At 68.8% G+C, this 25,275-nt stretch carries 24 protein-coding genes and 3 tRNA genes; 19 read left to right on the plus strand and 8 right to left on the minus strand.

The genetic code is table 11. The features are described 5' to 3' along the window. Position 1: 1 nt before the first annotated feature. The 4 genes from ACF09J_RS21565 to ACF09J_RS21580 all read right to left on the minus strand — a co-directional run bounded on the left by ACF09J_RS21565 (position 2) and on the right by ACF09J_RS21580 (position 2,341). Positions 2–547 (minus strand): hypothetical protein, encoded by a 546-nt coding sequence (locus tag ACF09J_RS21565; protein ID WP_392307066.1) that lies wholly within the window; start codon positions 545–547, stop codon positions 2–4. A gap of 157 nt (positions 548–704) precedes the next feature. Then, on the minus strand, positions 705–1,097 hold the full coding sequence (locus tag ACF09J_RS21570) for a YccF domain-containing protein (protein WP_392307067.1): 393 nt from the start codon (positions 1,095–1,097) through the stop codon (positions 705–707). Beyond that, positions 1,094–1,402 (minus strand): M48 family metalloprotease, encoded by a 309-nt coding sequence (locus tag ACF09J_RS21575; RefSeq protein ID WP_392307068.1) that lies wholly within the window; start codon positions 1,400–1,402, stop codon positions 1,094–1,096. The genes ACF09J_RS21570 and ACF09J_RS21575 overlap by 4 nt, the downstream gene beginning before the upstream one ends. A gap of 669 nt (positions 1,403–2,071) precedes the next feature. Further along, on the minus strand, positions 2,072–2,341 hold the full coding sequence (locus tag ACF09J_RS21580) for a hypothetical protein (RefSeq protein WP_392307069.1): 270 nt from the start codon (positions 2,339–2,341) through the stop codon (positions 2,072–2,074). 216 nt (positions 2,342–2,557) lie between these two features. Between ACF09J_RS21580 and ACF09J_RS21585 the strand changes: the two genes are divergently transcribed. Then, the gene (locus ACF09J_RS21585; RefSeq protein ID WP_392307070.1) at positions 2,558–3,337 is read left to right on the plus strand and encodes a hypothetical protein; all 780 of its coding nucleotides are present in this window, start codon (positions 2,558–2,560) and stop codon (positions 3,335–3,337) included. Positions 3,338–3,403: 66 nt separating this feature from the next. Next, a complete protein-coding gene (locus ACF09J_RS21590; protein WP_392307071.1) occupies positions 3,404–3,616 on the plus strand; it encodes a hypothetical protein in 213 nt (70 codons plus the stop codon). 3 nt (positions 3,617–3,619) lie between these two features. Here ACF09J_RS21590 and ACF09J_RS21595 read toward each other — a convergent pair whose 3' ends face one another. Both ACF09J_RS21595 and ACF09J_RS21600 read right to left on the minus strand, forming a co-directional pair. Further along, positions 3,620–4,276, minus strand: coding sequence for an SDR family oxidoreductase (locus tag ACF09J_RS21595; RefSeq protein WP_392307072.1), 657 nt, complete (start codon positions 4,274–4,276; stop codon positions 3,620–3,622). Between the two features lie 144 nt (positions 4,277–4,420). Continuing rightward, on the minus strand, positions 4,421–5,683 hold the full coding sequence (locus ACF09J_RS21600) for an amidohydrolase family protein (protein WP_392307073.1): 1,263 nt from the start codon (positions 5,681–5,683) through the stop codon (positions 4,421–4,423). A gap of 218 nt (positions 5,684–5,901) precedes the next feature. On the opposite strand from ACF09J_RS21600, the gene ACF09J_RS21605 reads away from it, so the two are divergent. The 7 genes from ACF09J_RS21605 to ACF09J_RS21635 all read left to right on the plus strand — a co-directional run bounded on the left by ACF09J_RS21605 (position 5,902) and on the right by ACF09J_RS21635 (position 9,219). Next, positions 5,902–5,974 (plus strand) — tRNA-Thr (locus ACF09J_RS21605). A 46-nt stretch (positions 5,975–6,020) separates the two neighbouring features. Continuing rightward, positions 6,021–6,093 (plus strand) — tRNA-Met (locus tag ACF09J_RS21610). Between the two features lie 89 nt (positions 6,094–6,182). Then, entirely contained in the window at positions 6,183–6,347 is a 165-nt protein-coding gene (gene rpmG / locus ACF09J_RS21615) for a 50S ribosomal protein L33 (RefSeq protein ID WP_003948671.1), read from the plus strand. A 93-nt stretch (positions 6,348–6,440) separates the two neighbouring features. Next, a complete protein-coding gene (locus ACF09J_RS21620) occupies positions 6,441–6,893 on the plus strand; it encodes a MaoC family dehydratase N-terminal domain-containing protein (protein ID WP_392307074.1) in 453 nt (150 codons plus the stop codon). A gap of 8 nt (positions 6,894–6,901) precedes the next feature. Further along, the gene (locus tag ACF09J_RS21625) at positions 6,902–7,330 is read left to right on the plus strand and encodes a MaoC family dehydratase (protein ID WP_392307075.1); all 429 of its coding nucleotides are present in this window, start codon (positions 6,902–6,904) and stop codon (positions 7,328–7,330) included. A gap of 66 nt (positions 7,331–7,396) precedes the next feature. Then, on the plus strand, positions 7,397–8,452 hold the full coding sequence (locus ACF09J_RS21630) for a UDP-N-acetylmuramate dehydrogenase (RefSeq protein WP_392307076.1): 1,056 nt from the start codon (positions 7,397–7,399) through the stop codon (positions 8,450–8,452). Positions 8,453–8,499: 47 nt separating this feature from the next. Next, complete coding sequence (locus ACF09J_RS21635; protein ID WP_392307077.1) at positions 8,500–9,219, plus strand: thioredoxin domain-containing protein; 720 nt, start codon at positions 8,500–8,502, stop codon at positions 9,217–9,219. 22 nt (positions 9,220–9,241) lie between these two features. Here the strand turns inward: ACF09J_RS21635 and ACF09J_RS21640 are convergent, their stop codons facing one another. Both ACF09J_RS21640 and ACF09J_RS21645 read right to left on the minus strand, forming a co-directional pair. Continuing rightward, the gene (locus tag ACF09J_RS21640) at positions 9,242–10,273 is read right to left on the minus strand and encodes an adenosine deaminase (RefSeq protein WP_392307078.1); all 1,032 of its coding nucleotides are present in this window, start codon (positions 10,271–10,273) and stop codon (positions 9,242–9,244) included. Between the two features lie 134 nt (positions 10,274–10,407). Next, on the minus strand, positions 10,408–11,634 hold the full coding sequence (locus tag ACF09J_RS21645) for a pyridoxal phosphate-dependent aminotransferase (protein WP_392307079.1): 1,227 nt from the start codon (positions 11,632–11,634) through the stop codon (positions 10,408–10,410). Between the two features lie 261 nt (positions 11,635–11,895). Here ACF09J_RS21645 and ACF09J_RS21650 point away from each other — a divergent pair. The 10 genes from ACF09J_RS21650 to ACF09J_RS21695 all read left to right on the plus strand — a co-directional run bounded on the left by ACF09J_RS21650 (position 11,896) and on the right by ACF09J_RS21695 (position 25,237). Next, positions 11,896–11,968, plus strand: a tRNA-Trp gene (locus ACF09J_RS21650). Positions 11,969–12,075: 107 nt separating this feature from the next. Further along, entirely contained in the window at positions 12,076–12,360 is a 285-nt protein-coding gene (secE, locus tag ACF09J_RS21655) for a preprotein translocase subunit SecE (protein ID WP_141359395.1), read from the plus strand. 81 nt (positions 12,361–12,441) lie between these two features. Beyond that, positions 12,442–13,260 carry a transcription termination/antitermination protein NusG gene (gene nusG, locus ACF09J_RS21660; protein ID WP_392307080.1) on the plus strand — a complete coding sequence of 273 codons (819 nt, stop codon included), beginning with the start codon at positions 12,442–12,444 and terminating at the stop codon, positions 13,258–13,260. 179 nt (positions 13,261–13,439) lie between these two features. Further along, positions 13,440–13,874, plus strand: coding sequence for a 50S ribosomal protein L11 (gene rplK, locus ACF09J_RS21665; protein WP_043442978.1), 435 nt, complete (start codon positions 13,440–13,442; stop codon positions 13,872–13,874). A gap of 98 nt (positions 13,875–13,972) precedes the next feature. Then, on the plus strand, positions 13,973–14,698 hold the full coding sequence (gene rplA / locus ACF09J_RS21670; protein WP_392307081.1) for a 50S ribosomal protein L1: 726 nt from the start codon (positions 13,973–13,975) through the stop codon (positions 14,696–14,698). Between the two features lie 189 nt (positions 14,699–14,887). Beyond that, the gene (locus tag ACF09J_RS21675) at positions 14,888–15,820 is read left to right on the plus strand and encodes a hypothetical protein (protein ID WP_392307082.1); all 933 of its coding nucleotides are present in this window, start codon (positions 14,888–14,890) and stop codon (positions 15,818–15,820) included. 293 nt (positions 15,821–16,113) lie between these two features. Then, positions 16,114–16,644, plus strand: coding sequence for a 50S ribosomal protein L10 (gene rplJ, locus ACF09J_RS21680; protein ID WP_100569727.1), 531 nt, complete (start codon positions 16,114–16,116; stop codon positions 16,642–16,644). A 117-nt stretch (positions 16,645–16,761) separates the two neighbouring features. Next, positions 16,762–17,148, plus strand: a complete 387-nt coding sequence (gene rplL / locus ACF09J_RS21685) for a 50S ribosomal protein L7/L12 (RefSeq protein ID WP_392307083.1) — start codon at positions 16,762–16,764, stop codon at positions 17,146–17,148. A gap of 607 nt (positions 17,149–17,755) precedes the next feature. Beyond that, the gene (gene rpoB / locus ACF09J_RS21690; protein ID WP_392307084.1) at positions 17,756–21,241 is read left to right on the plus strand and encodes a DNA-directed RNA polymerase subunit beta; all 3,486 of its coding nucleotides are present in this window, start codon (positions 17,756–17,758) and stop codon (positions 21,239–21,241) included. A gap of 96 nt (positions 21,242–21,337) precedes the next feature. Next, complete coding sequence (locus ACF09J_RS21695) at positions 21,338–25,237, plus strand: DNA-directed RNA polymerase subunit beta' (RefSeq protein WP_392307085.1); 3,900 nt, start codon at positions 21,338–21,340, stop codon at positions 25,235–25,237. The last annotated feature ends 38 nt before the right edge of the window (positions 25,238–25,275 follow it).

The following is a 25,275-nucleotide window of genomic DNA, read 5'->3' on the forward strand; positions in this document are numbered from 1 at the left end:
GTCACCGCCTCATCCCGCAGCCCGAGCCGGGTGCCGTTCGGCGGCCCACGTCCAACACCGCATGTGAGGGCTTCCCCCGCACCTGCAGTCGAAAGTCCTCGATTTTCTGCGCGATCACCTCGGCCGGGTCTCTCCAATTTTCCGCGCCTTGGCGTGCCGTCCAACCCGCCACGCTGAGAAGCGGTCCCAAGATTAGGGCTGCGAGGCACCAATACAACGTCATGCTGGCGAACTCGCCCCATGAGAAGAACTCTCTGCCGCTGGTCTCCGAGAGATCGACTGTCCTGAAATCGCCCTGCGCGGCCTTGATTGAGTAGTAGGAGACCACAGTGATGAGCAATGCAGCCGTGCCGACGGTGGCGGCCTTCAACTTGGATGTGCCTGCCATGCCGAGGCAAAAGGTGACAGCTGCGTAACACCAGCCGGCTACCAGGACTGCCCCAAGCGCGCTTGCCAATGGGCTGGCGGATGCGTCGAGGAGGGGGCCGCCAATTCCCACGGCGGCGCCCGTGACGATGGCTAACGACACAAGTGGCAGCGTGCGCATACTGGGACAACCTCGCGAGAGATGGTGGGAATGAGTGGGTGGCTCGAACACTCAAAGAGGTGAGATTGTAAGGGAATGAAGCGTCGGCCGCAGGTCTCGGGCGGCCGGTGCTTCAGCTGCTCAGGCCGCCCTCAGGTGGCCTGGCACGCCCTGTTCGTCAGCGCGTCGCGAACGGCTGGTCCGTGGGGACGATTTCCCGGCCCAGCGGGAACAGCGCGACCGGAATCATCTTGAGGTTGGCGATGGCGAACGGAATGCCGATGATCGTGACGGCCAGCGCGATGGCGACGGCGATGTGCTCGAGGGCCAGCCACCAGCCCGCGAGGACCAGCCACAGGACGTTGCCGATGAAGGAGGGGGCACCCGCGCCGCGGCGCTCGACCGTGGTGTATCCGAAGGGCCACAGGGCGTAGACAGCGATACGGAACGCCGCGATGCCGAACGGGATGCCGATGATCGTGATGCACAGCAGCACGCCCGCGAGGAAGTAACCGAGGAACAGCCAGAAGCCGCTCAGGACCAGCCAAATGAGGTTGAGGATTGTCTTCACCGGTGACGTCCTGCCATCTGCTCGAGTCGGGCGATGCGCTCCGCCATCGGTGGATGCGTGGAGAACATCTTCGACACCTCTGACCGGGGCGGAACGGGTTCGCGATCATCATGTGGCTCGCGGTCTCGATGCGCGGCTCCGGGGCAGCGGAGTTGCTGGGTCCCCATCTCCAGTTTGCGCAGGGCGCCGGCGAGGGCAAGTGGGTCGCCGGTGAGCCGGGCGCCGGACGCGTCCGCCTCTTCGGTCCCATCAGTGGAGCACTCTCCGTTGCCGTGGTGGGCCAGAGGAGTGGGCAGGCGTCGCATCGCCCCGGTTGGTGCGAACCGCCGAACGCGCCTCTTGAGGTAACGGGTTTCGTGGGCCGTCCCGTCATCCGTAGTTCTGTCCGGCGCGGACGATTCCCTGACGCAAGGTCATGCGCCCCTGCTCGCGTACCCCTGCCAACAGGGCCCGTACCTGCCGTTGATTGGCGACGCTTTCGGGGTCGACCTATTCCACAGTTTTTGGGGCAGTCCACTTCACCGCGGTAAGGGGGTTCACCGGAATGGTGAAGTGGTGCTCTTCCACGGCGAGCCCCAAGACGGCGATGTCGTCCGGCGGTGTCTCGTCGCACCGGTTGCGGTTGTACGCCCACCCGTACAGCGCACGCGGTAGGGCTTCGGATGGTCTTCGCGTACCTCGATTGCGTCGCCGTACGGGTGATCTTCGCCTCCAACACAGGTCTCGTTGTAACGATTCAGTCACTGAGAGTTAAAGGTGGCGTTGTCCGTAGCCAAAGGCGACGTGACACGCATGCGGAAGAAGCGCATTAAGTGCGTGTGCTTGCGGTCTTATCCCGCAATATGAGGAAGGTTCTCTGTGAGCCGTACAACGATCCGGAATTCACGCGTCAGGTCCGCCACGCTGGTGACGGCCGGCGTGCTTGCCGTAGTACTCAGCGCAGTCCCGAGCGCGATGGCCGTCGCCGATACGACTCACAGGTCCGGCGGCGCGAGCGCCCCCAGTGACCGCGACGGGGGCCGGAGCGCACAGGGCGCACGGACTACGACCACGATGCTGTCCGCGTGCTCGACGATCGCATCGTCCGGCCTGCAGGGACTGCTCGGGACGGTCAACAGCGTGCAGTGCGTGCCGTCCGCGATCACTACTACGAGCGCGCAGGGTGCCCGGCCCTCGACCACGATGTTGTCCGCGTGCTCGACGATCGCCTCGTCCGGCCTGCAGGGACTGCTCGGGACGGTCAACAGCGTGCAGTGCGTCCCGTCCGCGATCACTACTGGCTGAGACCGGCTCACCTGAGCCGGCGCCGGGAGGCAGGTGCAGTCCTGCCTCCCGGCATCTTCCATTTCAGGGCGGCCTGCCTCGAAAGGAGCCCAATGGCGACGCAGGATGTGGCTCAATTGCCGTCGGTGTGACGGCGTCGGCACGACGGCGCGGACGGGGAGGGCGGAGGGCCTGACATGCCGTACGAGGGCGACGACCGACATGGTGCCCGGCGAGATCTGCGGCTGCGTACTCTCTGGCACCGCTGCTGGGGAGCCGTCGCCGTACTGCTCGGCGTCGCTCTGATCTTCTTCGCCGGCGTCGGACTGGCCCGCGTGCCCGACGACATGGCCGAGGAGCGCGCGTATCGGGCCACCCGCCCCTGTGGCGCGGCAGTCACCGGGGACTGCCTGCGCCCTGTCCAGGCCACCGTGCGCGGCACGGAGATCCGGGAACAGGCCAGGAACCAGCGGTACGACCTCCGGCTCACCGGACCCAGCCCCGTGCCCCGGGAAGTGGCCATGGGCGGGACCGAGCCGCTGCTCGGGCACCTGCGTGCCGGAGATGTCGTCACCGTCACCATGTGGCGGGACTACGCGACCGCCGTGAGCAAGGACGGCGTGACGCAGTACTCCGACGACAACCCCGAGGGACTGTCCCTCTGGTCCACGGCCATCGCCCTGGCCCTGCTCGCCATCGGCCTCTTCGCCGCCTACGCGGGAGGACATGCGGTCGCGCACGCTCCCCTCCATGCCACGACCGGGCTGCCCGCCCGCCTCCGGAAGCGTGGGGTGCAGACAATCGGTGCCGTGTTCTGCGCTGTTCCGGCCGGGATGTCCGGCACATGGACCGGGCCTGTCGGGGTGATCGTCCTGTGGCCGGCGCTTGTCGCAGTACTTCTCGCGGCGACCCGTCGCCTCGACGCTCCGAAGTGGGGCCGGGGCCGGCACGCGCGCGCGGTCACCCACCCGGAGTGAGACCACGGAGACCACAGAGGCGACCAGGATCCGGACAGTGTCGGTGGTGCCGTGCACACTGGGGCCATGTCCTCGCGTCGCAGACTCTGCCCCGTGTGCCGTCGGGAGATCGCCGTGGTCGCCGGGCGGTTCGCGCGGCACGATGCGCCCGGGACGCGGGCGAGCGGCGGGCTGACCTCCTGCGACGGATCGCGTCGGATGGCGCAACTCGACTCCGTGCAGCCGTCGTTGGACGGTTACACCGTCCCGGAGTGTCCCGGGCAACTGCCCTTGTTCTGAAGCTCAGTTGCCCGCCACGGACTTCACCGCCACCGACACCGGTGCCGAGCCGCTGACGAGCTCCAGGGTCAGGCCGGCCGTCGCCGGGGTCTCCACCAGTTCGGCCAGCACGGCGGCCACGTCGTCGCGCGGGACCATGCCGCGGCCGGTGTGGGCCTCCAGGCGCACCTGGCCGGTGCCGGCGTCGTTCGTCAGCGAGCCGGGGCGCAGGATCGTCCAGTCCAGGGCCTCCTGGCGGCGGACGTGGTCGTCCGCCGCACCCTTGGCGCGCAGGTAGGCGTCGAAGACCTCGTCGCCCTTGTGCGCCGCGTCCGCGCCCATCGAGGACACCACCAGGTGGCGGCGCACGCCCGCGCGTACCGCCGCGTCCGCGAACAGGACCGCCGCGCCCTTGTCCACCGTGTCCTTGCGCGCCACGCCGCTGCCCGGGCCCGCGCCCGCCGCGAACACCGCCGCGTCGGCGCCCCGCAGCAGCCGTGCGACCTCGTCGACCGACGCCGACTCCAGGTCCAGCACGACCGGTTCGGCGCCGGCCTCCCGCAGGTCCTCGCTCTGCTCGGCACGGCGGATGATGCCCGCCACCTCGTCCCCGCGCGCGGCGAGCAGCCGCTCCAGCCGCAGCGCGATCTGACCATGACCACCAGCGATGACAATGCGCATGCTTCCGACCGTACGCCCGGACGGCCGCATCTGCCGCACGACTTCGGCCGCGCCCCGGGGGCCTTCCGCCGCGTCCCGCACGTCCCGGAAGACAGCCCCGGCGCCGTGCCTCAGCGGAACCCTGGCGGCACTCCCCGCGAACCGTCAGGACAGCTCGCCCCGGCCCTGTCGCGGCAACCCCAGTTCCACCGTGGCCGCGGAGTCGCAGAACTCCCGTACCGCGCTCGTGCGGGCCACCACGCGGCCCCGGTGGACCACGATCCGGCTGTACGCGAGCGACAGCGCCCCCGCGAGCCGGTCGCCGCGTACCGCGAGCAGTTCGGCGGGGAAACCCGCCTCCACCCGCACCTCGGGCAGGCCGAGCACCGCGCGGGCGGACGCGCTCACCGCGTCGTAGGCCTCCTCGGGGCGCAGCCCGTGCCGTGAGGCCAGCAGGTACGCGGCCTCCAGCGGGTCGCCGCGCCCCACCGGGTTCGACACGTCCCGCAGGGCGCCGCTGCCCGCGGCCACCCGGACCCCGGCCGCCCGCAGCAGCCGCACCGGCGCCGTCCCGTGCCCCTCGGCGACGCCGCAGCAGCCCTGGGGCAGGCACACCACCCTCACCCCGGCCGCGGCCAGCTGGTCCGCCGCCCGCCCGGCCGCCCCGGCGGGCAGCCCGGCCAGGCCGCCGCACGGGCCCAGCGTCACTCCCGGGCGCAGACCGCCCGCCATCGCCGCGATGCGCGCCAGACGGGCCGGGTCGGCGCCGTCGGTGTGCAGGTCGACGGGGCAGCCGTGCTCGGAGGCGACCTCCAGGACCGCCTCGACGTAGCCGGTCGGGTCGGGGTCCACGTCCGGGCAGCCGCCCACGACGCACGCGCCCATCTTCACCGCGTCCCGCAGCATGGCCAGGCCGTCCGCGCCGGCCGCCCCGGTCAGTACGCGCGGCACCGCCACCGTCGTCAGCTCCGTGAGCCCGCGCAGCGACCGCCGGGCCCGCAGGGCCGCCGTCAGGACGCCGAGCCCCTGGACGTCACCCACGCGTACGTGTGCGCGCACGGTCGTCGCGCCGTGACCCAGTTGCAGCAGCGCGGCCTCGGTGGTGCGGCGCTGGACGTCCTCCGGCTCGTACGACACCGGTCCGCCGCTGTCGGCGGTCAGGGCCGTGTCGGCGTGGGCGTGGGGCTCGGCCGGGGCCGGCAGGAGCAGGTAGCCGCCGAGGTCGACGCGCGGAGCGCCGCCGCGCGGGCCGCCCGCGCCGAGGCTGCCGGCGGTGCCGACCGCCTCGATGCGCTCACCGGCGAGCCGTACGTCCACGGTCCGCCCGTCGGTCAGCCGGGCCCCGCACAGCAGCAGCCCGTCCGGGTCCGCCCGTCCGGACGGACCCGTCGAGGAGGACGAGGGGGGCGGCGGCTGTCCGGGGGGCATCGCACTCCAGGTACGAAAGGCGACTGGGGCTTCGGGACACGGACCGCGGGGCCGCGCGGGCCACGCAAGATCACGCAGAGTGAGTCGAGCCTAGGGCGGCCGCCGGGCCCGACGAGGGAGGAGCGCAATAGTCGTACCGGTGTGGCCGGGGGACCGGAGCGACGCCGGGAAACGGATTTGGGTGAACGGCCGCGGAGCGTGTAATGTCTTCCTCGCTCGCCCCAATAGCTCAGTCGGCAGAGCGTCTCCATGGTAAGGAGAAGGTCAACGGTTCGATTCCGTTTTGGGGCTCTGATGTGAGAGGTACCCGCCGCAAGGCGGGGCCCGATCGCATCGCAGCGGTGTAGCTCAGTCGGTAGAGCAAGCGGCTCATAATCGCTGTGTCACCGGTTCAAGTCCGGTCACCGCTACTCACAGTAGCCGATTGCGGGGTCGGTCCTTCGATCGGCTACTCTTTCTTGCGTTGAACTAGCCTACCCGTTCGTCAAGGAGCACTCACGTGGCTGCCACCGACGTCCGCCCGAAGATCACGCTGGCCTGCGTGGAGTGCAAGGAGCGGAACTACATCACCAAGAAGAACCGGCGGAACAACCCCGACCGGCTCGAGATGAAGAAGCACTGCCCGCGTTGCAACGCGCACACCGCGCACCGCGAGACGCGCTGATCAGACTCAGACATGAGGCCGCCCCCGCACCACGGGGGCGGCCTCATGGTGTTTCATGTGCGAAAACGCAGCGATATCAGGAGGTACCGGGCCATGGCGCTCGACCAGTCCTTCGTGGGGCGGTCCTACCCGCCCACCGACCCCTACGAGGTGGGCCGGGAGAAGATCCGTGAGTTCGCGGAGGCGGTGGGCGACGCCAACCCGGCGTACACGGACCCGGAAGCCGCCAAGGAGCTCGGCCACCCCGATGTGATCGCCCCGCCGACCTTCGTCTTCGCGATCACCTTCAAGGCCGCGGGCCAGGTCGTCCAGGACCCGCAGCTCGGCCTGGACTACAGCCGCGTGGTGCACGGCGACCAGAAGTTCGCCTACACCCGGCCCGTGCGTGCCGGTGACCGGCTCACCGTCACCTCCACCATCGAGTCGATCAAGTCCCTGGCCGGCAACGACGTCCTGGACATCCGCGGCGAGGTGCACGACGAGCTGGGCGAGCACGTCGTGACCGCCTGGACCAAGCTCGTGGCCCGCGCGGCCGAGGAGACGTGAGGAATCCGATGACGGCGAAGATCGCCTACGACGACGTCGAGGTCGGCACCGAGCTGCCGGCGCAGACGTTCCCCGTGACCCGGGCCACCCTCGTGCAGTACGCCGGCGCCTCCGGGGACTTCAACCCGATCCACTGGAACGAGAGGTTCGCCAAGGAGGTCGGGCTTCCGGACGTGATCGCGCACGGCATGTTCACGATGGCCGAGGCGATCCGTGTGGTCACCGACTGGACCGGCGACCCCGGCACCGTCGTCGAGTACGGCGTCCGCTTCACCAAGCCCGTCGTCGTCCCGAACGACGACGAGGGCGCCGTGATCGAGGTCTCCGGCAAGGTCGCGGCCAAGCTCGACGAGAACACCGTGCGGGTCGACCTGACCGCCATGAGCAACGGGCAGAAGGTCCTCGGGATGTCCCGGGCCGTCGTCCGCCTGGCCTGACGGCCACCCCGGTCCCGTACTCGCCGAGGTGCGGGGCCGTCAGTGGGGTCTCGTAGTCTTGGGCGCGTGCAGGAACTCCACGACGCGCCCCTCGCCCCGCTGACCACCTTCCGGCTGGGCGGCCCCGCGACCCGGCTGATCACCGCGACCACTGACGCCGAGGTGGTCGACGCCGTCCGCGAGGCCGACGCCCACGGCACACCGCTGCTGGTCGTCGGCGGCGGCTCCAACCTGGTCATCGGCGACAAGGGCTTCGACGGCACCGCGCTGCGCATCGCCACCCGAGGCTTCGAACTCGACGGCACGACGCTGGAACTGGCCGCCGGCGAGGTGTGGACGGACGCGGTCGCGCGCACCGTCGAGGCGGGGCTCGCCGGCATCGAGTGCCTGTCCGGCATCCCCGGCTCCGCGGGGGCCACCCCGATCCAGAACGTCGGGGCGTACGGCCAGGAGGTCTCCTCGACGATCACCGAGGTCGTCGCCTACGACCGCCGGGCGGGCCGCACCGTGACGCTGGCCAACGAGGAGTGCGCGTTCTCCTACCGGCACAGCCGCTTCAAGGCCGACCCGGAGCGGTACGTCGTCCTGCGCGTCCGCTTCCGGCTGGAGGACGCCGACGGGATGTCGGCGCCGCTCAAGTACGCCGAGACCGCCCGCGTCCTGGGCGTCGAGGCGGGCGAGCGGGTACCGCTCGCCACCGCCCGCGAGACCGTGCTGAAGCTGCGGGCCGGCAAGGGCATGGTGCTGGACCCCGAGGACCACGACACCTGGTCCGCCGGCTCCTTCTTCACCAACCCGATCCTCACGGACGCCGACTTCGCCACCTTCCGCGCGCGCGTGCGGGAGCGGCTCGGCGACGGCGTGGAGCCTCCCGCCTACCCGGCGGGGCAGGGGCACACCAAGACGTCCGCGGCCTGGCTGATCGACAAGTCGGGCTTCACCAAGGGCTACGGCACCGGGCCGGCCCGCATCTCCACCAAGCACACCCTCGCCCTGACCAACCGCGGCGGCGCGACCACGGAGGACCTGCTGGCACTGGCCCGCGAGGTGGTGGCCGGGGTCCGTGAGGCCTTCGGCATCACCCTGGTCAACGAGCCGGTGACGGTCGGCGTGAGTCTGTAGCGGCGGAACACGGGGGAACCATGCGGGGCACAAGGGGAGGGGAGAACATGGGGAAGCAACACGGCAGACGTGCCGCGGCGGCCGTGGCTGCCGCCGTTCTCATGGGCGTGCTCGCCACGGGATGCGGCAAGGGCGGCACACCGGCCGGAGGCGGGGAGCCGGACGCGGCGGCGTACACGAGCATGGCCGAGATCGACGAGAGGCTCGCACCGGACGGCACCACCGTCCGCGTGGGATCCCCCCACGCCAAGACCGTCGTCCACCTGTACGAGGACCTGCGCTGCCCGGTCTGCGCGCAGTTCGAGACCCAGGGCGGCGGCGAGGGCCTGCGCGAGCTGATCCTGGCCGGCGAGGTCCGGGCCGAGTACACGCTGGCCTCGTTCCTCGACGACCGGCTCGGCGGCGAGGGCTCCAAGAAGGCCGCCAACGCCCTGCGGGCTGCCCTGGACGCGGGCAGGTTCGCCGAGTACCACGAGGTGCTCTTCGCGCACCAGCCCGAGGAGGAGGTCGACGGCTACACCGACGCCTTCCTGCTGGACATGGCGTCCAAGGTCCCCGGCCTGCGCGGCGAGAAGTTCGACGCGGCGGTCAAGGGCATGAGGCACCGCGACTTCGTGACCGCCTCCGAGAAGGCGTTCGACACATCCGGAGTGTCCGGCACACCCACCATGAAGGTCGACGGCAGGACCATCGACGAGTCCCTGGCCGGCGGCATCTTCGACAAGGAGTCGCTGCCCCTGGTGATCGGCGCCATGGCCCGGTCCTGACCACCGCGCCGTCGACCCGCCGTCAGCTCGCCAGCCAGTCGTCCACCCCCGAAAGCAGCTTCGTGCGCATGTCCGAGGGGGCCGCCGACGCGCGGATCGACTGGCGGGCCAGCTCCGCCAGTTCGGCGTCCGTGAACGAGTGGTGGCGGCGGGCGATGTCGTACTGCGCCGCCAGCCGGGAGCCGAACAGCAGCGGGTCGTCGGCGCCCAGGGCCATCGGGACGCCCGCCTCGAACAGCCGGCGCAGGGGGACGTCCTCGGGCTTGTCGTACACGCCGAGGGCCACGTTCGACGCCGGGCACACCTCGCAGGTGACGCCGCGGTCGGCCAGCCGACTCAGCAGCCGCGGGTCCTCGGCCGCGCGCACCCCGTGGCCCACCCGGTGCGCCTGGAGGTCGTCCAGGCAGTCGCGCACCGAGGCGGGGCCGGTCAGCTCGCCGCCGTGCGGGGCCGCGAACAGGCCGCCGTCCCGTGCGATCGCGAACGCCCGGTCGAAGTCCCGTGCCATGCCCCGGCGTTCGTCGTTCGACAGACCGAAGCCGACCACGCCACGGTCCCGGTAGCGCACCGCGAGGCGGGCCAGCGTGCGGGCGTCCAGGGGGTGCTTCATGCGGTTCGCGGCGACCAGGACCCGCATCCCGAGGCCCGTCTCGCGCGACGCCGTCTCCACCGCGTCCAGGATGATCTCCAGCGCCGGGATCAGCCCGCCCAGACGGGGTGCGTACGAGGTCGGGTCGACCTGGATCTCCAGCCAGCCCGAGCCGTCCCTGACGTCCTCCTCGGCGGCCTCCCGCACCAGCCGCCGGATGTCGTCGGGTTCCCGCAGGCAGGAGCGTGCCGCGTCGTACAGCCGCTGGAAGCGGAACCAGCCCCGCTCGTCCGTCGCCCGCAGCCGCGGCGGCTCCCCGCTGACCAGGGCCTCCGTCAGCGCCTCGGGCAGCCGCACGCCGTACTTGTCGGCCAGCTCCAGCAGGGTGGTGGGCCGCATCGACCCGGTGAAGTGCAGGTGCAGATGGGCTTTCGGCAGCTCAGAGAGATTACGTGCACGCTCCATTCCAGGATGGTGCCGTACGTTCCCCGTGCCCCGGTAGTCGTTTCCCCGTTCGTGGTCTTGCTCGCACAAATGAAGGGGCGCTCGCCGACCACTCGTCCGAGCAGTCCGCGAGCGCCCGCAAACGGAAGCGGAACTCAGTCCCGCGCCTCCGCCAGCAGCTTCTGGATCCGGCTCACGCCCTCCACCAGGTCCTCGTCGCCGAGGGCGTAGGACAGGCGCAGGTAGCCAGGCGTGCCGAAGGCCTCGCCCGGGACGACCGCGACCTCGGCCTCCTCCAGGATCAGCGCGGCCAGCTCCACCGAGTTCTGCGGGCGCCTGCCGCGGATCTCCTTGCCGATCAGCGCCTTCACCGACGGATAGGCGTAGAACGCGCCCTCCGGCTCCGGGCAGAGCACGCCGTCGATCTCGTTGAGCATCCGCACGATCGTCCTGCGCCGCCGGTCGAAGGCCTCGCGCATCTTCGCGACCGCCTCCAGGTCGCCGGAGACGGCGGCGAGGGCCGCGGCCTGGGAGACGTTCGACACGTTCGACGTGGCGTGCGACTGGAGGTTGGTCGCGGCCTTGACCACGTCCTTCGGGCCGATGACCCAGCCCACGCGCCAGCCGGTCATGGCGTACGTCTTCGCCACGCCGTTGACCACGACGCACTTGTCGCGCAGTTCGGGCAGGAGCGCCGGCAGGGACACCGAGACGGCGTCGCCGTAGACCAGGTGCTCGTAGATCTCGTCGGTCAGCACCCACAGCCCGTGTTCGAGGGCCCAGCGGCCGATCGCCTCGGTCTCGGCCTCGGAGTAGACCGCGCCGGTCGGGTTGGACGGGGAGACGAAGAGGACGACCTTGGTCTTCTCGGTGCGGGCGGCCTCCAACTGCTCGACCGTCACGCGGTAGCCGGTGGTCTCGTCCGCGACGACCTCGACCGGGACACCGCCGGCCAGGCGGATCGACTCCGGGTACGTCGTCCAGTACGGCGCAGGCACGATCACCTCGTCGCCCGGGTCGAGGATCGCGGCGAACGCCTCGTAGATGGCCTGCTTGCCGCCGTTGGTGACCAGGATCTGCGAGACGTCCGGCTCCCAGCCGGAGTCGCGCAGCGTCTTCGCGGCGATCGCGGCCTTCAGCTCGGGCAGGCCGCCGGCCGGCGTGTAGCGGTGGTACTTGGGGTTCCGGCAGGCCTCGACGGCGGCCTCGACGATGTAGTCCGGGGTCGGGAAGTCCGGCTCGCCGGCGCCGAAGCCGATCACGGGACGTCCGGCGGCCTTGAGGGCCTTGGCCTTGGCGTCCACGGCGAGAGTGGCGGACTCGGAGATCGCGCCGATGCGGGCGGAGACCCGGCGCTCGGTGGGAGGGGTTGCAGCGCTCATACGGTCCATCGTTTCAGACAGGAAACGCTCGAGGCAGGCGGGTTTCACAGGGTGAACAAGACCGGTCGAACCTCCGGACATCCGTCCGGATCTCGTCCCCGGCCAGGCGATCTTCCAGCGATCGGGGCCGGTTGAGCACTTTCTGTTCGACGACCGGCGCAGGAACACGTACACTCTCACCTCGTTGGTCTTCAGCAGCCGCTGTCGCACCCGGTGCACACCGAGCACTCGGTCGTATGCGGTACGTTGGGGGACACACAAAGGGTCGTAGCTCAATTGGTAGAGCACTGGTCTCCAAAACCAGCGGTTGGGGGTTCGAGTCCCTCCGGCCCTGCTACACACACCTTCGCCAGGATGTGTGCGCATGTACGTACAGCAATGCACCGCCGTGCGGCTCGACCGGGCGCGGCACGGCCACGACCCGGAATCAGGTGAGGACGAATGACGGACGCCGTGGGCTCCCTCGACACGCCTGATGCTCAGGACGAGGTGACGGAATCCAAGAAGGCCCGCAAGGGTGGCAAGCGTGGCAAGAAGGGCCCGCTGAAGCGCCTTGCTCTCTTCTACCGTCAGATCATCGCGGAACTCCGCAAGGTCGTCTGGCCGACTCGCAACCAGCTGACGACGTACACCACCGTGGTGATTGTCTTCGTCGTCATCATGATCGGCCTGGTGACCGTGATTGACTATGGGCTCAACCACGCGGCCAAGTACGTCTTCGGCTGAGCCAAGAGCGAAGGGCGCCGCGGTTACCGGCGCCCCTTTTCGCATGTTCCACCCCTATGTATCCAGGAAGAAGCAGCCACCGTGTCTGACCCGAACCTGAACGACGCCATCGAGCCGACCGAGTCCGTGGATGACGAGCTCGACATCGTCGAGGGTGCGGACGAGGTCGACGAGGCCGAGGCTGCCGAAGCCGCCGCGGGCGAGTCGGCCGAGGAGGCCGCCGTCCACGTCGTGGACGAGGCGCCCGGGGGTGAGGCCGAGGAGGAGGAGCCGGAGGCCGAGGTCGACCCGGTCACCAAGCTCCGCGAGGAACTGCGCACGCTGCCCGGCGAGTGGTACGTCATCCACACCTACGCCGGCTACGAGAAGCGCGTGAAGGCCAACCTGGAGCAGCGCGCCGTCTCGCTGAACGTCGAGGACTTCATCTACCAGGCCGAGGTGCCCGAGGAAGAGATCGTCCAGATCAAGAACGGCGAGCGCAAGACCGTCCGGCAGAACAAGCTGCCCGGCTACGTCCTGGTCCGCATGGACCTGACGAACGAGTCCTGGGGCGTCGTTCGCAACACCCCGGGCGTCACCGGGTTCGTCGGCAACGCCTACGACCCGTACCCGCTGTCCCTGGACGAGATCGTGAAGATGCTCGCCCCCGAGGCGGAGGAGAAGGCCGCCCGCGAGGCCGCCGAGGCCGAGGGCAAGCCGGCTCCGCAGCGCAAGGTCGAGGTCCAGGTGCTGGACTTCGAGGTCGGCGACTCGGTCACCGTCACCGACGGCCCGTTCGCCACGCTCCAGGCCACGATCAACGAGATCAACCCGGACTCCAAGAAGGTCAAGGGCCTCGTCGAGATCTTCGGCCGCGAGACCCCGGTCGAGCTGAGCTTCGACCAGATCCAGAAGAACTAGTTCACCGCGGTTCTTTCTGGACCCACCGCTTCCGCACAGGTCAGGCGATCGCTCGAGCGGTCGCCTGACCTGCGTGGTTTTCAGCCGCACAGTCATACCCGTTATCGTTGTGCGGTATGCCTGCGTCCGGGTGGTACCCGAGCGCAGGCAGGACCCGAATCGAAAGGACCCGGAGAGCAATGCCTCCCAAGAAGAAGAAGGTCACGGGGCTCATCAAGCTCCAGATCCAGGCCGGCGCCGCCAACCCGGCTCCGCCGGTCGGCCCGGCGCTGGGTCAGCACGGCGTCAACATCATGGAGTTCTGCAAGGCCTACAACGCCGCGACCGAGTCGCAGCGCGGTTGGGTCATCCCGGTGGAGATCACGGTCTACGAGGACCGTTCCTTCACCTTCATCACCAAGACGCCGCCGGCCGCCAAGATGATCCTCAAGGCCGCGGGCGTGGAGAAGGGCTCCGGCGAGCCGCACAAGACCAAGGTCGCCAAGATCACCCAGGCGCAGGTCCGCGAGATCGCCCAGACCAAGCTGCCCGACCTCAACGCCAACGACCTGGACGCCGCCGCGAAGATCATCGCCGGCACCGCGCGTTCCATGGGCGTCACGGTCGAGGGCTGAACCCCACCTTCGTAGTAGCACCATGCGGCCGAAGGCCGCACGTGGCAGGGCCGGCTCGGCCCGTACCACGACTCCTTACAGAACACACAGGAGCAGTTGTGAGCAAGCGCAGCAAGGCTCTCCGCGCTGCGGACGCCAAGGTCGACCGGGAGAAGCAGTACGCCCCGCTCGAGGCCGTCCGTCTCGCCAAGGAGACCTCCACGACCAAGTTCGACGGCACCGTCGAGGTCGCCTTCCGCCTGGGTGTCGACCCGCGCAAGGCCGACCAGATGGTCCGTGGCACCGTGAACCTTCCGCACGGCACCGGTAAGACCGCCCGGGTCCTGGTCTTCGCGACCGGTGACCGTGCCGAGGCCGCGCGTGCCGCCGGCGCCGACATCGTCGGCGCGGACGAACTGATCGACGAGGTGTCGAAGGGCCGTCTGGACTTCGACGCCGTCGTCGCCACCCCGGACCTCATGGGCAAGGTCGGCCGCCTCGGCCGCGTCCTCGGCCCGCGTGGTCTGATGCCGAACCCGAAGACCGGCACCGTCACCCCCGACGTGGCCAAGGCCGTCACCGACATCAAGGGCGGCAAGATCGAGTTCCGCGTCGACAAGCACTCGAACCTGCACTTCATCATCGGCAAGACGTCGTTCGACGACACCAAGCTGGTGGAGAACTACGGCGCGGCCCTGGAGGAGATCCTCCGTCTGAAGCCGTCCGCCGCCAAGGGTCGCTACATCAAGAAGGCCGCCATCACCACCACGATGGGCCCCGGCATTCCGGTCGACCCGAACCGCACCCGCAACCTCCTCGTCGAGGAGGACCCGGCCGCGGTCTGAGCCTGACGGCTCGCACAGCTGAGGGACGAGTCCCGCAACCTTTTCGGGTGCGGGGCTCGTCCCTTTTCTGTGGGACTCCTGTACGGCGTCTTCCGTACGTCCGTGCACGACGCCCTGTGCGACTCCCGTACGCCTGTCACCGGGCTGCGTTAGCGTGAAGATCACAGCAACCGCATAGGGGTGGGACGAATGATGAGCACGACCGCGCGCCGCATCACGCTCTCCGTCGTGGCGGTGACCTCTCTGACGGCACTGGCCGCCTGCGGCTCCTCCGGCGGCTCCTCGGGGTCCTCCGGCGCCTCGGGCAAGGACGACGGCGCGGCCGGCCGGGGCGCCGCCCGGGTGAGCCCCGTAGCGGCCCTGCGCTCCGCCGACACCTCCACCGCCGAGGCGGACTCGGCCCGCGTGTCGACGACGACCAGCATCGGCACCCTGATGTCGATGAAGGGCAGCGGCACCCTCGACTGGGCCGACGGGCTCACCGGCCGGCTCACGCTCACCTACACCGGCGGCGCGGTCGCCGAGACGATGCGCCGGATCGGCGCCACGACGATGGAGGCGCGGTACCTGCCCGACGCCTACTACGCCCACATGAGCGAGGCCTACGCGCGGCAGACGGGCGGCAGGCACTGGATCCGGTACGGCTACGAGGACCTCGGGGACCTCGCCGGCGGCTCCGGCGCGTACATGCAGGAGCAGTTGAAGAACGCCACGCCGAACCAGTCGGTGAAGCTGCTGCTGGTCTCCGGCGACGTCAGGAAGGTCGGCGAGGCGACGGTGCGCGGCGAGCACACCACGCACTACGCGGGCACGGTGAACGTCGCCGACTTCGCCGACAAGAACTCGAACCTGCCCAAGCGTCAGATGGACGACCTGAAGAAGCAGCTCAGCGAGGCGGGGGTCACCACGGAGACCATCGACATCTGGGTCAACGACCAGGACCTGCTGGTCAAGAAGGTCGAGAAGGCCGAGATGGCGACCGGCGCCATGACCAGCACCGCCTATTACAGCGACTACGGCGTGAAGAGTGCCGTCCAGGCGCCCCCGGCCGGCGACACCAGCGACTTCAAGGACCTGGTGGCCTCGCAGGGCGCCACCGCGGGCGGCGGCATCAGCTCCTGAGCCGCTTCCGGGGGCGGATTTGCCTTGCGGTGACACCTTCCCGTACGCTCCCACAGAAGCCAAAGACCGCTGGTCGTTGCCGTGCTCTCGACGAGGGCGCGGTGGCCGAAGGATCCGCTGAATTGCGGACGACCCGCGCAGGTGACTGTGGAAGAACTCCCGGAGCACGCGTCGATCCCCGTGTGTGCGCCCGGTCGAGTCCGCCCCGTGCGCCTGCGCCGGGGCGTTTCGTTTTCCCCAGTCCTCCTTCGGGTCCGCGCGGTCCGAATCACCCGGAAGGAGGCCGAGGCTCTATGGCGAGGCCCGACAAGGCTGCCGCGGTTGCGGAGCTGACGGACAAGTTCCGCAGCTCCAACGCCGCCGTGCTGACCGAGTACCGCGGTCTCACCGTGGCGCAGCTCAAGACGCTGCGCCGGTCGCTCGGTGAGAACGCCCAGTACGCCGTGGTGAAGAACACGCTGACCAAGATTGCGGCCAACGAGGCCGGGATCACGCTGGACGACCAGCTCTTCGCTGGTCCGACGGCCGTCGCCTTCGTCACCGGTGACCCGGTGGAGTCGGCGAAGGGTCTCCGTGACTTCGCCAAGGACAACCCGAATCTCGTCATCAAGGGCGGTGTCCTTGACGGCAAGGCGCTGTCCGCCGACGAGATCAAGAAGCTTGCGGACCTCGAGTCCCGCGAGGTTCTGCTCTCCAAGCTGGCCGGTGCCTTCAAGGGGAAGCAGTCCCAGGCTGCCTCCGTCTTCCAGGCGCTGCCGTCGAAGCTCGTCCGCACCGTGGACGCGCTGCGCGCCAAGCAGGACGAGCAGGGCGGTGCCGAGTAACTCGGCTCGCTTTCTGACCCGCGCCGCCTGACGCGGCAAGGGTCGCAGCGGGCCGACGTACGCCCGCCTCACCCAGTACATCCGGCACCTGCCGATTCGAGTGGAAGGACCGCCATCATGGCGAAGCTCAGCCAGGAAGACCTGCTCGCGCAGTTCGAGGAGATGACCCTCATCGAGCTCTCCGAGTTCGTGAAGGCCTTCGAGGACAAGTTCGACGTCACCGCCGCCGCGGCCGCCCCGGTCGTCGTCGCGGGCCAGGGTGGCGGCGCCGCCGCCGAGGCTGTCGAGGAGAAGGACGAGTTCGACGTCATCCTCGCCGGCGCCGGCGACAAGAAGATCCAGGTCATCAAGGTCGTGCGCGAGCTGACCTCCCTGGGCCTGAAGGAGGCCAAGGACCTGGTCGACGGTGCGCCGAAGCCCGTCCTCGAGAAGGTCAACAAGGAGGCCGCGGACAAGGCCGCCGAGGCCCTCAAGGGCGCCGGCGCCTCCGTCGAGGTCAAGTAAGACCTCACGGGTCCGCCAGGACTCCCGCGCGCTGAACACGGCCCCCTAGGGCTGTAACGCGAACGCACCGAGGAGCGATCATCCATCCGGGTGGTCGCTCTTCGGCGTTCGAGGGGGCCGGTGCCGGCTGCCTTGCACCCGCCGCAGGGAGGGGTATGGTGATCTTCGTCGTGCCTCCAGAGCTTCCGGCGGCGGGCTGCACGTGACGATGGCAGCATCCGGTTTGGCCATGGGAGGCCTTGACGAACCGCACGCAGCGCGCAATTCTCAGGACGCGTCGTCACAAGGATCCGAATCCGAGGCATGGATCGACGACGAAGAGGGCAGTATCAGAGTGCGTTGAGGGCAGGCATGCCGCAGACGTTGACAACTACGAGGGTCTCAAAAAACCCGCACTGGACATCAGTGTGCCATGTGGCTACACTGACCCTTTGCGCTGCCTGTTAGCTGTCCCCTGCCCGTCACCAGGGGCATGCCCTCGCCTCAGCGACGACGACCAGATCATCCTTGACCTGGCCTTTCGGCCCGATCAGGACGACCTGTCCGCAAGCGTCGGCGGGGGGCCGGTACGCGCGTAGTGAGTCCGAGCCCTCGGAAGGACCCCCTCTTGGCCGCCTCGCGCAACGCCTCGACCGCGAATACGAACAACGGCGCCAGCACCGCCCCGCTGCGCATCTCCTTTGCAAAGATCAAGGAGCCCCTCGAGGTTCCGAACCTTCTCGCGCTGCAAACCGAGAGCTTCGACTGGCTGCTCGGCAACGACGCGTGGAAGGCTCGCGTCGAGGACGCTCTGGAGTCCGGTCAGGACGTCCCCACCAAGTCCGGCCTCGAGGAGATCTTCGAGGAGATCTCCCCGATCGAGGACTTCTCCGGGTCGATGTCGCTGACGTTCCGCGACCACCGCTTCGAGCCGCCCAAGAACTCGATCGACGAGTGCAAGGAGCGCGACTTCACGTACGCGGCCCCGCTCTTCGTCACGGCCGAGTTCACCAACAACGAGACCGGCGAGATCAAGTCCCAGACCGTCTTCATGGGCGACTTCCCGCTCATGACGAACAAGGGCACCTTCGTCATCAACGGCACCGAGCGTGTCGTGGTGTCCCAGCTGGTCCGTTCCCCCGGTGTCTACTTCGACTCCTCCATCGACAAGACGTCCGACAAGGACATCTTCTCCGCCAAGATCATCCCGTCCCGGGGTGCCTGGCTGGAGATGGAGATCGACAAGCGCGACATGGTCGGTGTCCGCATCGACCGCAAGCGCAAGCAGTCGGTCACCGTCCTGCTGAAGGCGCTCGGCTGGACCAACGAGCAGATCCTCGAGGAGTTCGGCGAGTACGAGTCGATGCGCGCCACCCTGGAGAAGGACCACACCCAGGGCCAGGACGACGCGCTGCTGGACATCTACCGCAAGCTGCGCCCGGGCGAGCCCCCCACGCGTGAGGCCGCGCAGACGCTGCTCGAGAACCTGTACTTCAACCCCAAGCGCTACGACCTGGCCAAGGTCGGCCGCTACAAGGTCAACAAGAAGCTGGGTGCGGACGCCCCGCTGGACGCGGGCATCCTGACCGTCGAGGACGTCATCTCGACGATCAAGTACCTGGTGAAGCTGCACGCCGGCGAGATCGAGACCACCGGTGACAACGGCGAGACGGTCGTCGTCGAGACCGACGACATCGACCACTTCGGCAACCGCCGTCTGCGCAGTGTGGGCGAGCTCATCCAGAACCAGGTCCGCACCGGTCTGGCCCGGATGGAGCGCGTCGTCCGCGAGCGCATGACCACGCAGGACGTCGAGGCGATCACGCCGCAGACCCTGATCAACATCCGGCCGGTCGTCGCCTCCATCAAGGAGTTCTTCGGCACCAGCCAGCTGTCGCAGTTCATGGACCAGAACAACCCGCTGTCGGGTCTCACCCACAAGCGCCGCCTGTCGGCCCTTGGTCCGGGTGGTCTCTCCCGTGAGCGGGCCGGCTTCGAGGTCCGCGACGTGCACCCCTCGCACTACGGCCGCATGTGCCCGATCGAGACGCCCGAAGGCCCGAACATCGGTCTGATCGGCTCGCTCGCCTCCTACGGCCGGGTCAACGCGTTCGGTTTCGTCGAGACCCCGTACCGCAAGGTCATCGACGGCCAGGTCACCGACGAGGTCGACTACCTGACCGCCGACGAGGAGGACCGCTTCGTCATCGCGCAGGCCAACGCCACGCTCGGCGACGACATGCGGTTCGCCGAGGCCCGTGTGCTGGTCCGCCGCCGTGGCGGCGAGGTCGACTACGTCAGCCCCGAGGACGTCGACTACATGGACGTCTCGCCGCGCCAGATGGTGTCGGTCGCGACCGCCATGATCCCCTTCCTCGAGCACGACGACGCCAACCGTGCCCTCATGGGCGCGAACATGATGCGCCAGGCCGTTCCGCTCATCAAGTCGGAGTCCCCGCTCGTCGGCACCGGCATGGAGTACCGCTCCGCCGTCGACGCCGGCGACGTGGTCAAGGCCGAGAAGGCCGGTGTGGTCCAGGAGATCTCCGCCGACTACATCACCACGACCAACGACGACGGCACGTACATCACGTACCGCCTGGCCAAGTTCGCCCGCTCCAACCAGGGCACCTCGGTCAACCAGAAGGTCATCGTCAACGAGGGCGACCGCGTCGTCGAGGGACAGGTCCTCGCCGACGGCCCGGCCACCCAGAACGGCGAGATGGCGCTCGGCAAGAACCTGCTGGTCGCGTTCATGCCGTGGGAAGGCCACAACTACGAGGACGCGATCATCCTGTCGCAGCGCCTCGTCCAGGACGACGTCCTCTCCTCGATCCACATCGAGGAGCACGAGGTCGACGCCCGTGACACCAAGCTCGGCCCCGAGGAGATCACCCGGGACATCCCGAACGTCTCCGAGGAGGTCCTCGCCGACCTCGACGAGCGCGGCATCATCCGCATCGGCGCCGAGGTCATCGCCGGCGACATCCTCGTCGGCAAGGTGACCCCGAAGGGCGAGACCGAGCTGACCCCCGAGGAGCGCCTGCTGCGGGCGATCTTCGGTGAGAAGGCCCGTGAGGTCCGTGACACCTCGCTGAAGGTGCCGCACGGCGAGACCGGCAAGGTCATCGGCGTGCGCGTCTTCGACCGCGAGGAGGGCGACGAGCTGCCGCCGGGCGTGAACCAGCTGGTCCGCGTCTACGTCGCGCAGAAGCGCAAGATCACCGACGGTGACAAGCTCGCCGGCCGCCACGGCAACAAGGGCGTCATCTCCAAGATCCTGCCGATCGAGGACATGCCGTTCCTGGAGGACGGCACCCCGGTCGACATCATCCTCAACCCGCTGGGTGTGCCGTCCCGAATGAACCCGGGACAGGTCCTGGAGATCCACCTCGGCTGGCTCGCCAGCCGCGGCTGGGACGTCTCCGGCCTCGCGGACGAGTGGGCGGAGCGCCTCCAGGTCATCGGCGCCGACCAGGTCGCCCCCGGCACCAACGTGGCCACCCCGGTCTTCGACGGTGCCCGCGAGGACGAGCTGGCGGGTCTGCTCCAGCACACCATCCCGAACCGCGACGGCGACCGCATGGTCCTCCCGTCCGGCAAGGCGCGGCTGTTCGACGGCCGCAGCGGTGAGCCGTTCCCGGAGCCGATCTCGGTCGGCTACATGTACATCCTGAAGCTGCACCACCTGGTCGACGACAAGCTGCACGCCCGTTCGACCGGTCCGTACTCGATGATCACCCAGCAGCCGCTGGGTGGTAAGGCTCAGTTCGGTGGCCAGCGCTTCGGCGAGATGGAGGTGTGGGCCCTCGAGGCCTACGGCGCCGCCTACGCCCTCCAGGAGCTGCTGACCATCAAGTCCGACGACGTCACCGGCCGCGTGAAGGTCTACGAGGCCATCGTCAAGGGCGAGAACATCCCCGAGCCCGGCATCCCCGAGTCCTTCAAGGTGCTCATCAAGGAGATGCAGTCCCTGTGCCTGAACGTGGAGGTGCTGTCCAGCGACGGCATGTCCATCGAGATGCGCGACACCGACGAGGATGTCTTCCGCGCCGCGGAGGAGCTCGGCATCGACCTGTCCCGGCGCGAGCCGAGCAGCGTCGAAGAGGTCTGACGGGAGTCCGGCGGGCCTCCTGACCAGGAGGCCCGCCGACCCCCAGGCCCCCGTTTCAGACCACAGACTTACAACCCTGAGAGGGATTGACGCATAGTGCTCGACGTCAACTTCTTCGACGAGCTCCGGATCGGCCTGGCCACCGCTGACGACATCCGTCAGTGGAGCCACGGCGAGGTCAAGAAGCCCGAGACCATCAACTACCGCACCCTCAAGCCGGAAAAGGACGGGCTCTTCTGCGAGAAGATCTTCGGCCCCACCCGGGACTGGGAGTGCTACTGCGGCAAGTACAAGCGTGTCCGCTTCAAGGGCATCATCTGCGAGCGCTGCGGCGTCGAGGTCACCCGCGCCAAGGTGCGTCGTGAGCGGATGGGCCACATCGAGCTGGCCGCGCCCGTCACCCACATCTGGTACTTCAAGGGCGTCCCGTCGCGCCTGGGCTACCTGCTCGACCTGGCCCCGAAGGACCTGGAGAAGGTCATCTACTTCGCGGCGTACATGATCACGTACGTCGACGACGAGCGCCGCACCCGCGACCTGCCGTCGCTGGAGGCCCACGTCTCCGTCGAGCGCCAGCAGATCGAGCAGCGCCGCGACGCCGACCTGGAGGCCCGCGCCAAGAAGCTCGAGGCGGACCTCGCCGAGCTGGAGGCCGAGGGCGCCAAGGCCGACGTGCGCCGCAAGGTGCGCGAGGGTGCCGAGCGTGAGATGAAGCAGCTGCGCGACCGCGCGCAGCGCGAGATCGACCGCCTCGACGAGGTGTGGACCCGGTTCAAGAACCTCAAGGTCCAGGACCTCGAGGGCGACGAGCTGCTCTACCGCGAGCTGCGCGACCGGTTCGGCACGTACTTCGACGGCTCGATGGGTGCCGCGGCGCTGCAGAAGCGCCTGGAGTCCTTCGATCTCGAGGAGGAGGCCGAGAAGCTCCGCGAGATCATCCGCACCGGCAAGGGCCAGAAGAAGACCCGCGCCCTGAAGCGCCTGAAGGTCGTCTCCGCGTTCCTGCAGACGTCCAACAGCCCCAAGGGCATGGTCCTGGACTGCGTCCCGGTCATCCCGCCGGACCTGCGTCCGATGGTGCAGCTCGACGGTGGCCGCTTCGCGACCTCCGACCTGAACGACCTGTACCGCCGTGTCATCAACCGCAACAACCGCCTGAAGCGGCTTCTCGACCTCGGCGCGCCCGAGATCATCGTGAACAACGAGAAGCGCATGCTCCAGGAGGCCGTCGACGCGCTCTTCGACAACGGCCGCCGCGGTCGCCCTGTCACGGGCCCCGGCAACCGTCCGCTGAAGTCGCTGTCCGACATGCTCAAGGGCAAGCAGGGCCGCTTCCGTCAGAACCTGCTCGGCAAGCGCGTCGACTACTCGGCCCGTTCCGTGATCGTCGTCGGCCCGCAGCTCAAGCTGCACCAGTGCGGTCTGCCGAAGGCGATGGCGCTGGAGCTCTTCAAGCCGTTCGTGATGAAGCGCCTGGTCGACCTGAACCACGCGCAGAACATCAAGTCGGCCAAGCGCATGGTCGAGCGCGGCCGCACGGTCGTGTACGACGTCCTCGAAGAGGTCATCGCGGAGCACCCGGTTCTGCTGAACCGCGCGCCCACCCTGCACCGCCTCGGCATCCAGGCCTTCGAGCCGCAGCTGGTCGAGGGCAAGGCCATTCAGATCCACCCGCTCGTCTGCACCGCGTTCAACGCGGACTTCGACGGTGACCAGATGGCCGTGCACCTGCCGCTGTCCGCGGAGGCGCAGGCCGAGGCCCGCATCCTGATGCTGTCCTCGAACAACATCCTCAAGCCGGCCGACGGCCGTCCGGTGACGATGCCGACCCAGGACATGGTCCTCGGTCTGTACTTCCTCACCACCGACGGCGAGGGCCGCGAGGCCAAGGGCGAGGACCGCTCCTTCGCGTCGGTCGCCGAGGCGATCATGGCCTTCGACGCCGGCGAGCTCTCGCTCCAGTCGCGGGTGGACGTCCGCTTCCCGGTGGGCACCATCCCGCCGCGCGGCTGGACCCCGCCGGCCCGCGAGGAGGGCGAGCCGGAGTGGCAGCAGGGTGACTCCTTCCGCCTGAAGACGACCCTGGGCCGCGCGCTCTTCAACGAGCTGCTGCCCGAGGACTACCCGTTCGTCGACTTCGAGGTGGGCAAGAAGCAGCTCTCCGAGATCGTCAACGACCTCGCCGAGCGCTACCCGAAGGTCATCGTGGCGGCCACGCTCGACAACCTGAAGTCGGCGGGCTTCTTCTGGGCCACCCGCTCCGGTGTCACCGTCGCCATCTCCGACGTCGTCGTTCCCGAGGCGAAGAAGGAGATCGTCCGCGGCTACGAGGCGCAGGACGAGAAGGTCCAGAAGCAGTACGAGCGCGGTCTGATCACCAAGGACGAGCGCACCCAGGAGCTCATCGCGATCTGGACCAAGGCGACCAACGAGGTCGCCGAGGCGATGAACGACAACTTCCCGAAGACCAACCCGATCTTCATGATGGTTTCCTCGGGCGCCCGAGGAAACATGATGCAGATGCGTCAGATCGCCGGTATGCGCGGTCTGGTGTCGAACGCCAAGAACGAGACCATCCCGCGGCCCATCAAGGCGTCGTTCCGTGAGGGTCTGTCCGTGCTGGAGTACTTCATCTCCACGCACGGTGCCCGTAAGGGTCTGGCCGACACCGCCCTGCGTACCGCCGACTCCGGCTACCTCACCCGTCGTCTGGTCGACGTCTCCCAGGACGTCATCATTCGCGAGGAGGACTGCGGCACCGACCGCGGCCTGCGTCTGCACATCGCGGAGCGGGGTGCCGACGGCGTGCTGCGCAAGGCGGACAACGTCGAGACGTCCGTGTACGCGCGCTGCCTCGCCGAGGACATCGTGGTCGACGGCCAGGTGCTGGCCCCGGCCGGCACCGACCTGGGCGACGTGCTCATCGAGGAGCTGGTCGGCCGCGGCGTCTCCGAGGTCAAGACCCGCTCGGTCCTGACCTGCGAGTCCGCGGTGGGCACCTGCGCCATGTGCTACGGCCGTTCGCTCGCCACCGGCAAGCTGGTCGACATCGGTGAGGCGGTCGGCATCATCGCCGCCCAGTCCATCGGTGAGCCCGGCACCCAGCTGACGATGCGTACCTTCCACACCGGTGGTGTGGCCGGTGACGACATCACCCAGGGTCTGCCGCGTGTCGTCGAGCTCTTCGAGGCCCGTACGCCGAAGGGTGTCGCCCCGATCTCCGAGGCGGCCGGACGCGTCCGGATCGAGGAGACCGAGAAGACCAAGAAGATCGTCATCACCCCGGACGACGGCAGCGACGAGACGAGCTTCCCGATCTCGAAGCGCGCCCGTCTGCTGGTCGGCGAGGGCGACCACGTCGAGGTGGGCCAGAAGCTCACCGTGGGTGCCACCAACCCGCACGACGTGCTGCGCATCCTGGGCCAGCGGGCCGTCCAGGTCCACCTGGTCGGCGAGGTCCAGAAGGTCTACAACTCGCAGGGTGTGTCGATCCACGACAAGCACATCGAGATCATCATCCGGCAGATGCTCCGCCGGGTGACGATCATCGAGTCCGGCGACGCCGAGCTGCTGCCCGGCGAGCTGGTCGAGCGCTCGAAGTTCGAGCACGAGAACCGTCGTGTGGTCCAGGAGGGCGGTCACCCGGCCTCCGGTCGTCCGCAGCTCATGGGTATCACCAAGGCCTCGCTGGCGACCGAGTCCTGGCTGTCGGCGGCGTCCTTCCAGGAGACGACCAGGGTCCTGACGGACGCGGCGATCAACGCCAAGTCCGACTCCCTGATCGGCCTCAAGGAGAACGTCATCATCGGTAAGCTCATCCCGGCCGGTACGGGCCTGTCCCGCTACCGCAACATCCGGGTCGAGCCGACCGAGGAGGCCAAGGCCGCGATGTACTCGGCCGTCGGCTACGACGACATCGACTACTCGCCGTTCGGCTCCGGCTCCGGCCAGGCCGTTCCGCTGGAGGACTACGACTACGGTCCGTACAACCAGTAAGCGAGCAGCTTGAAGGGCGGCCACTCCCACTGGGGGGT

The sequence above is a fragment of the Streptomyces sp. NPDC014889 genome, from assembly GCF_043081205.1.
Taxonomy (GTDB): Bacteria; Actinomycetota; Actinomycetes; order Streptomycetales; family Streptomycetaceae; genus Streptomyces.

Coding starts and splice junctions, on each gene's coding strand:
- ACF09J_RS21565 (WP_392307066.1), bottom strand. CDS start 547: ATGCGCACGCTGCCACTTGTGTCGTTAGCCATCGTCACGGGCGCCGCC.
- ACF09J_RS21575 (WP_392307068.1), bottom strand. CDS start 1,402: ATGCGACGCCTGCCCACTCCTCTGGCCCACCACGGCAACGGAGAGTGC.
- ACF09J_RS21585 (WP_392307070.1), top strand. CDS start 2,558: ATGCCGTACGAGGGCGACGACCGACATGGTGCCCGGCGAGATCTGCGG.
- ACF09J_RS21590 (WP_392307071.1), top strand. CDS start 3,404: ATGTCCTCGCGTCGCAGACTCTGCCCCGTGTGCCGTCGGGAGATCGCC.
- ACF09J_RS21595 (WP_392307072.1), bottom strand. CDS start 4,276: ATGCGCATTGTCATCGCTGGTGGTCATGGTCAGATCGCGCTGCGGCTG.
- ACF09J_RS21600 (WP_392307073.1), bottom strand. CDS start 5,683: ATGCCCCCCGGACAGCCGCCGCCCCCCTCGTCCTCCTCGACGGGTCCG.
- ACF09J_RS21620 (WP_392307074.1), top strand. CDS start 6,441: ATGGCGCTCGACCAGTCCTTCGTGGGGCGGTCCTACCCGCCCACCGAC.
- ACF09J_RS21625 (WP_392307075.1), top strand. CDS start 6,902: ATGACGGCGAAGATCGCCTACGACGACGTCGAGGTCGGCACCGAGCTG.
- ACF09J_RS21635 (WP_392307077.1), top strand. CDS start 8,500: ATGGGGAAGCAACACGGCAGACGTGCCGCGGCGGCCGTGGCTGCCGCC.
- ACF09J_RS21640 (WP_392307078.1), bottom strand. CDS start 10,273: ATGGAGCGTGCACGTAATCTCTCTGAGCTGCCGAAAGCCCATCTGCAC.
- ACF09J_RS21645 (WP_392307079.1), bottom strand. CDS start 11,634: ATGAGCGCTGCAACCCCTCCCACCGAGCGCCGGGTCTCCGCCCGCATC.
- secE (WP_141359395.1), top strand. CDS start 12,076: ATGACGGACGCCGTGGGCTCCCTCGACACGCCTGATGCTCAGGACGAG.
- rplK (WP_043442978.1), top strand. CDS start 13,440: ATGCCTCCCAAGAAGAAGAAGGTCACGGGGCTCATCAAGCTCCAGATC.
- ACF09J_RS21675 (WP_392307082.1), top strand. CDS start 14,888: ATGATGAGCACGACCGCGCGCCGCATCACGCTCTCCGTCGTGGCGGTG.
- rplJ (WP_100569727.1), top strand. CDS start 16,114: ATGGCGAGGCCCGACAAGGCTGCCGCGGTTGCGGAGCTGACGGACAAG.
- rplL (WP_392307083.1), top strand. CDS start 16,762: ATGGCGAAGCTCAGCCAGGAAGACCTGCTCGCGCAGTTCGAGGAGATG.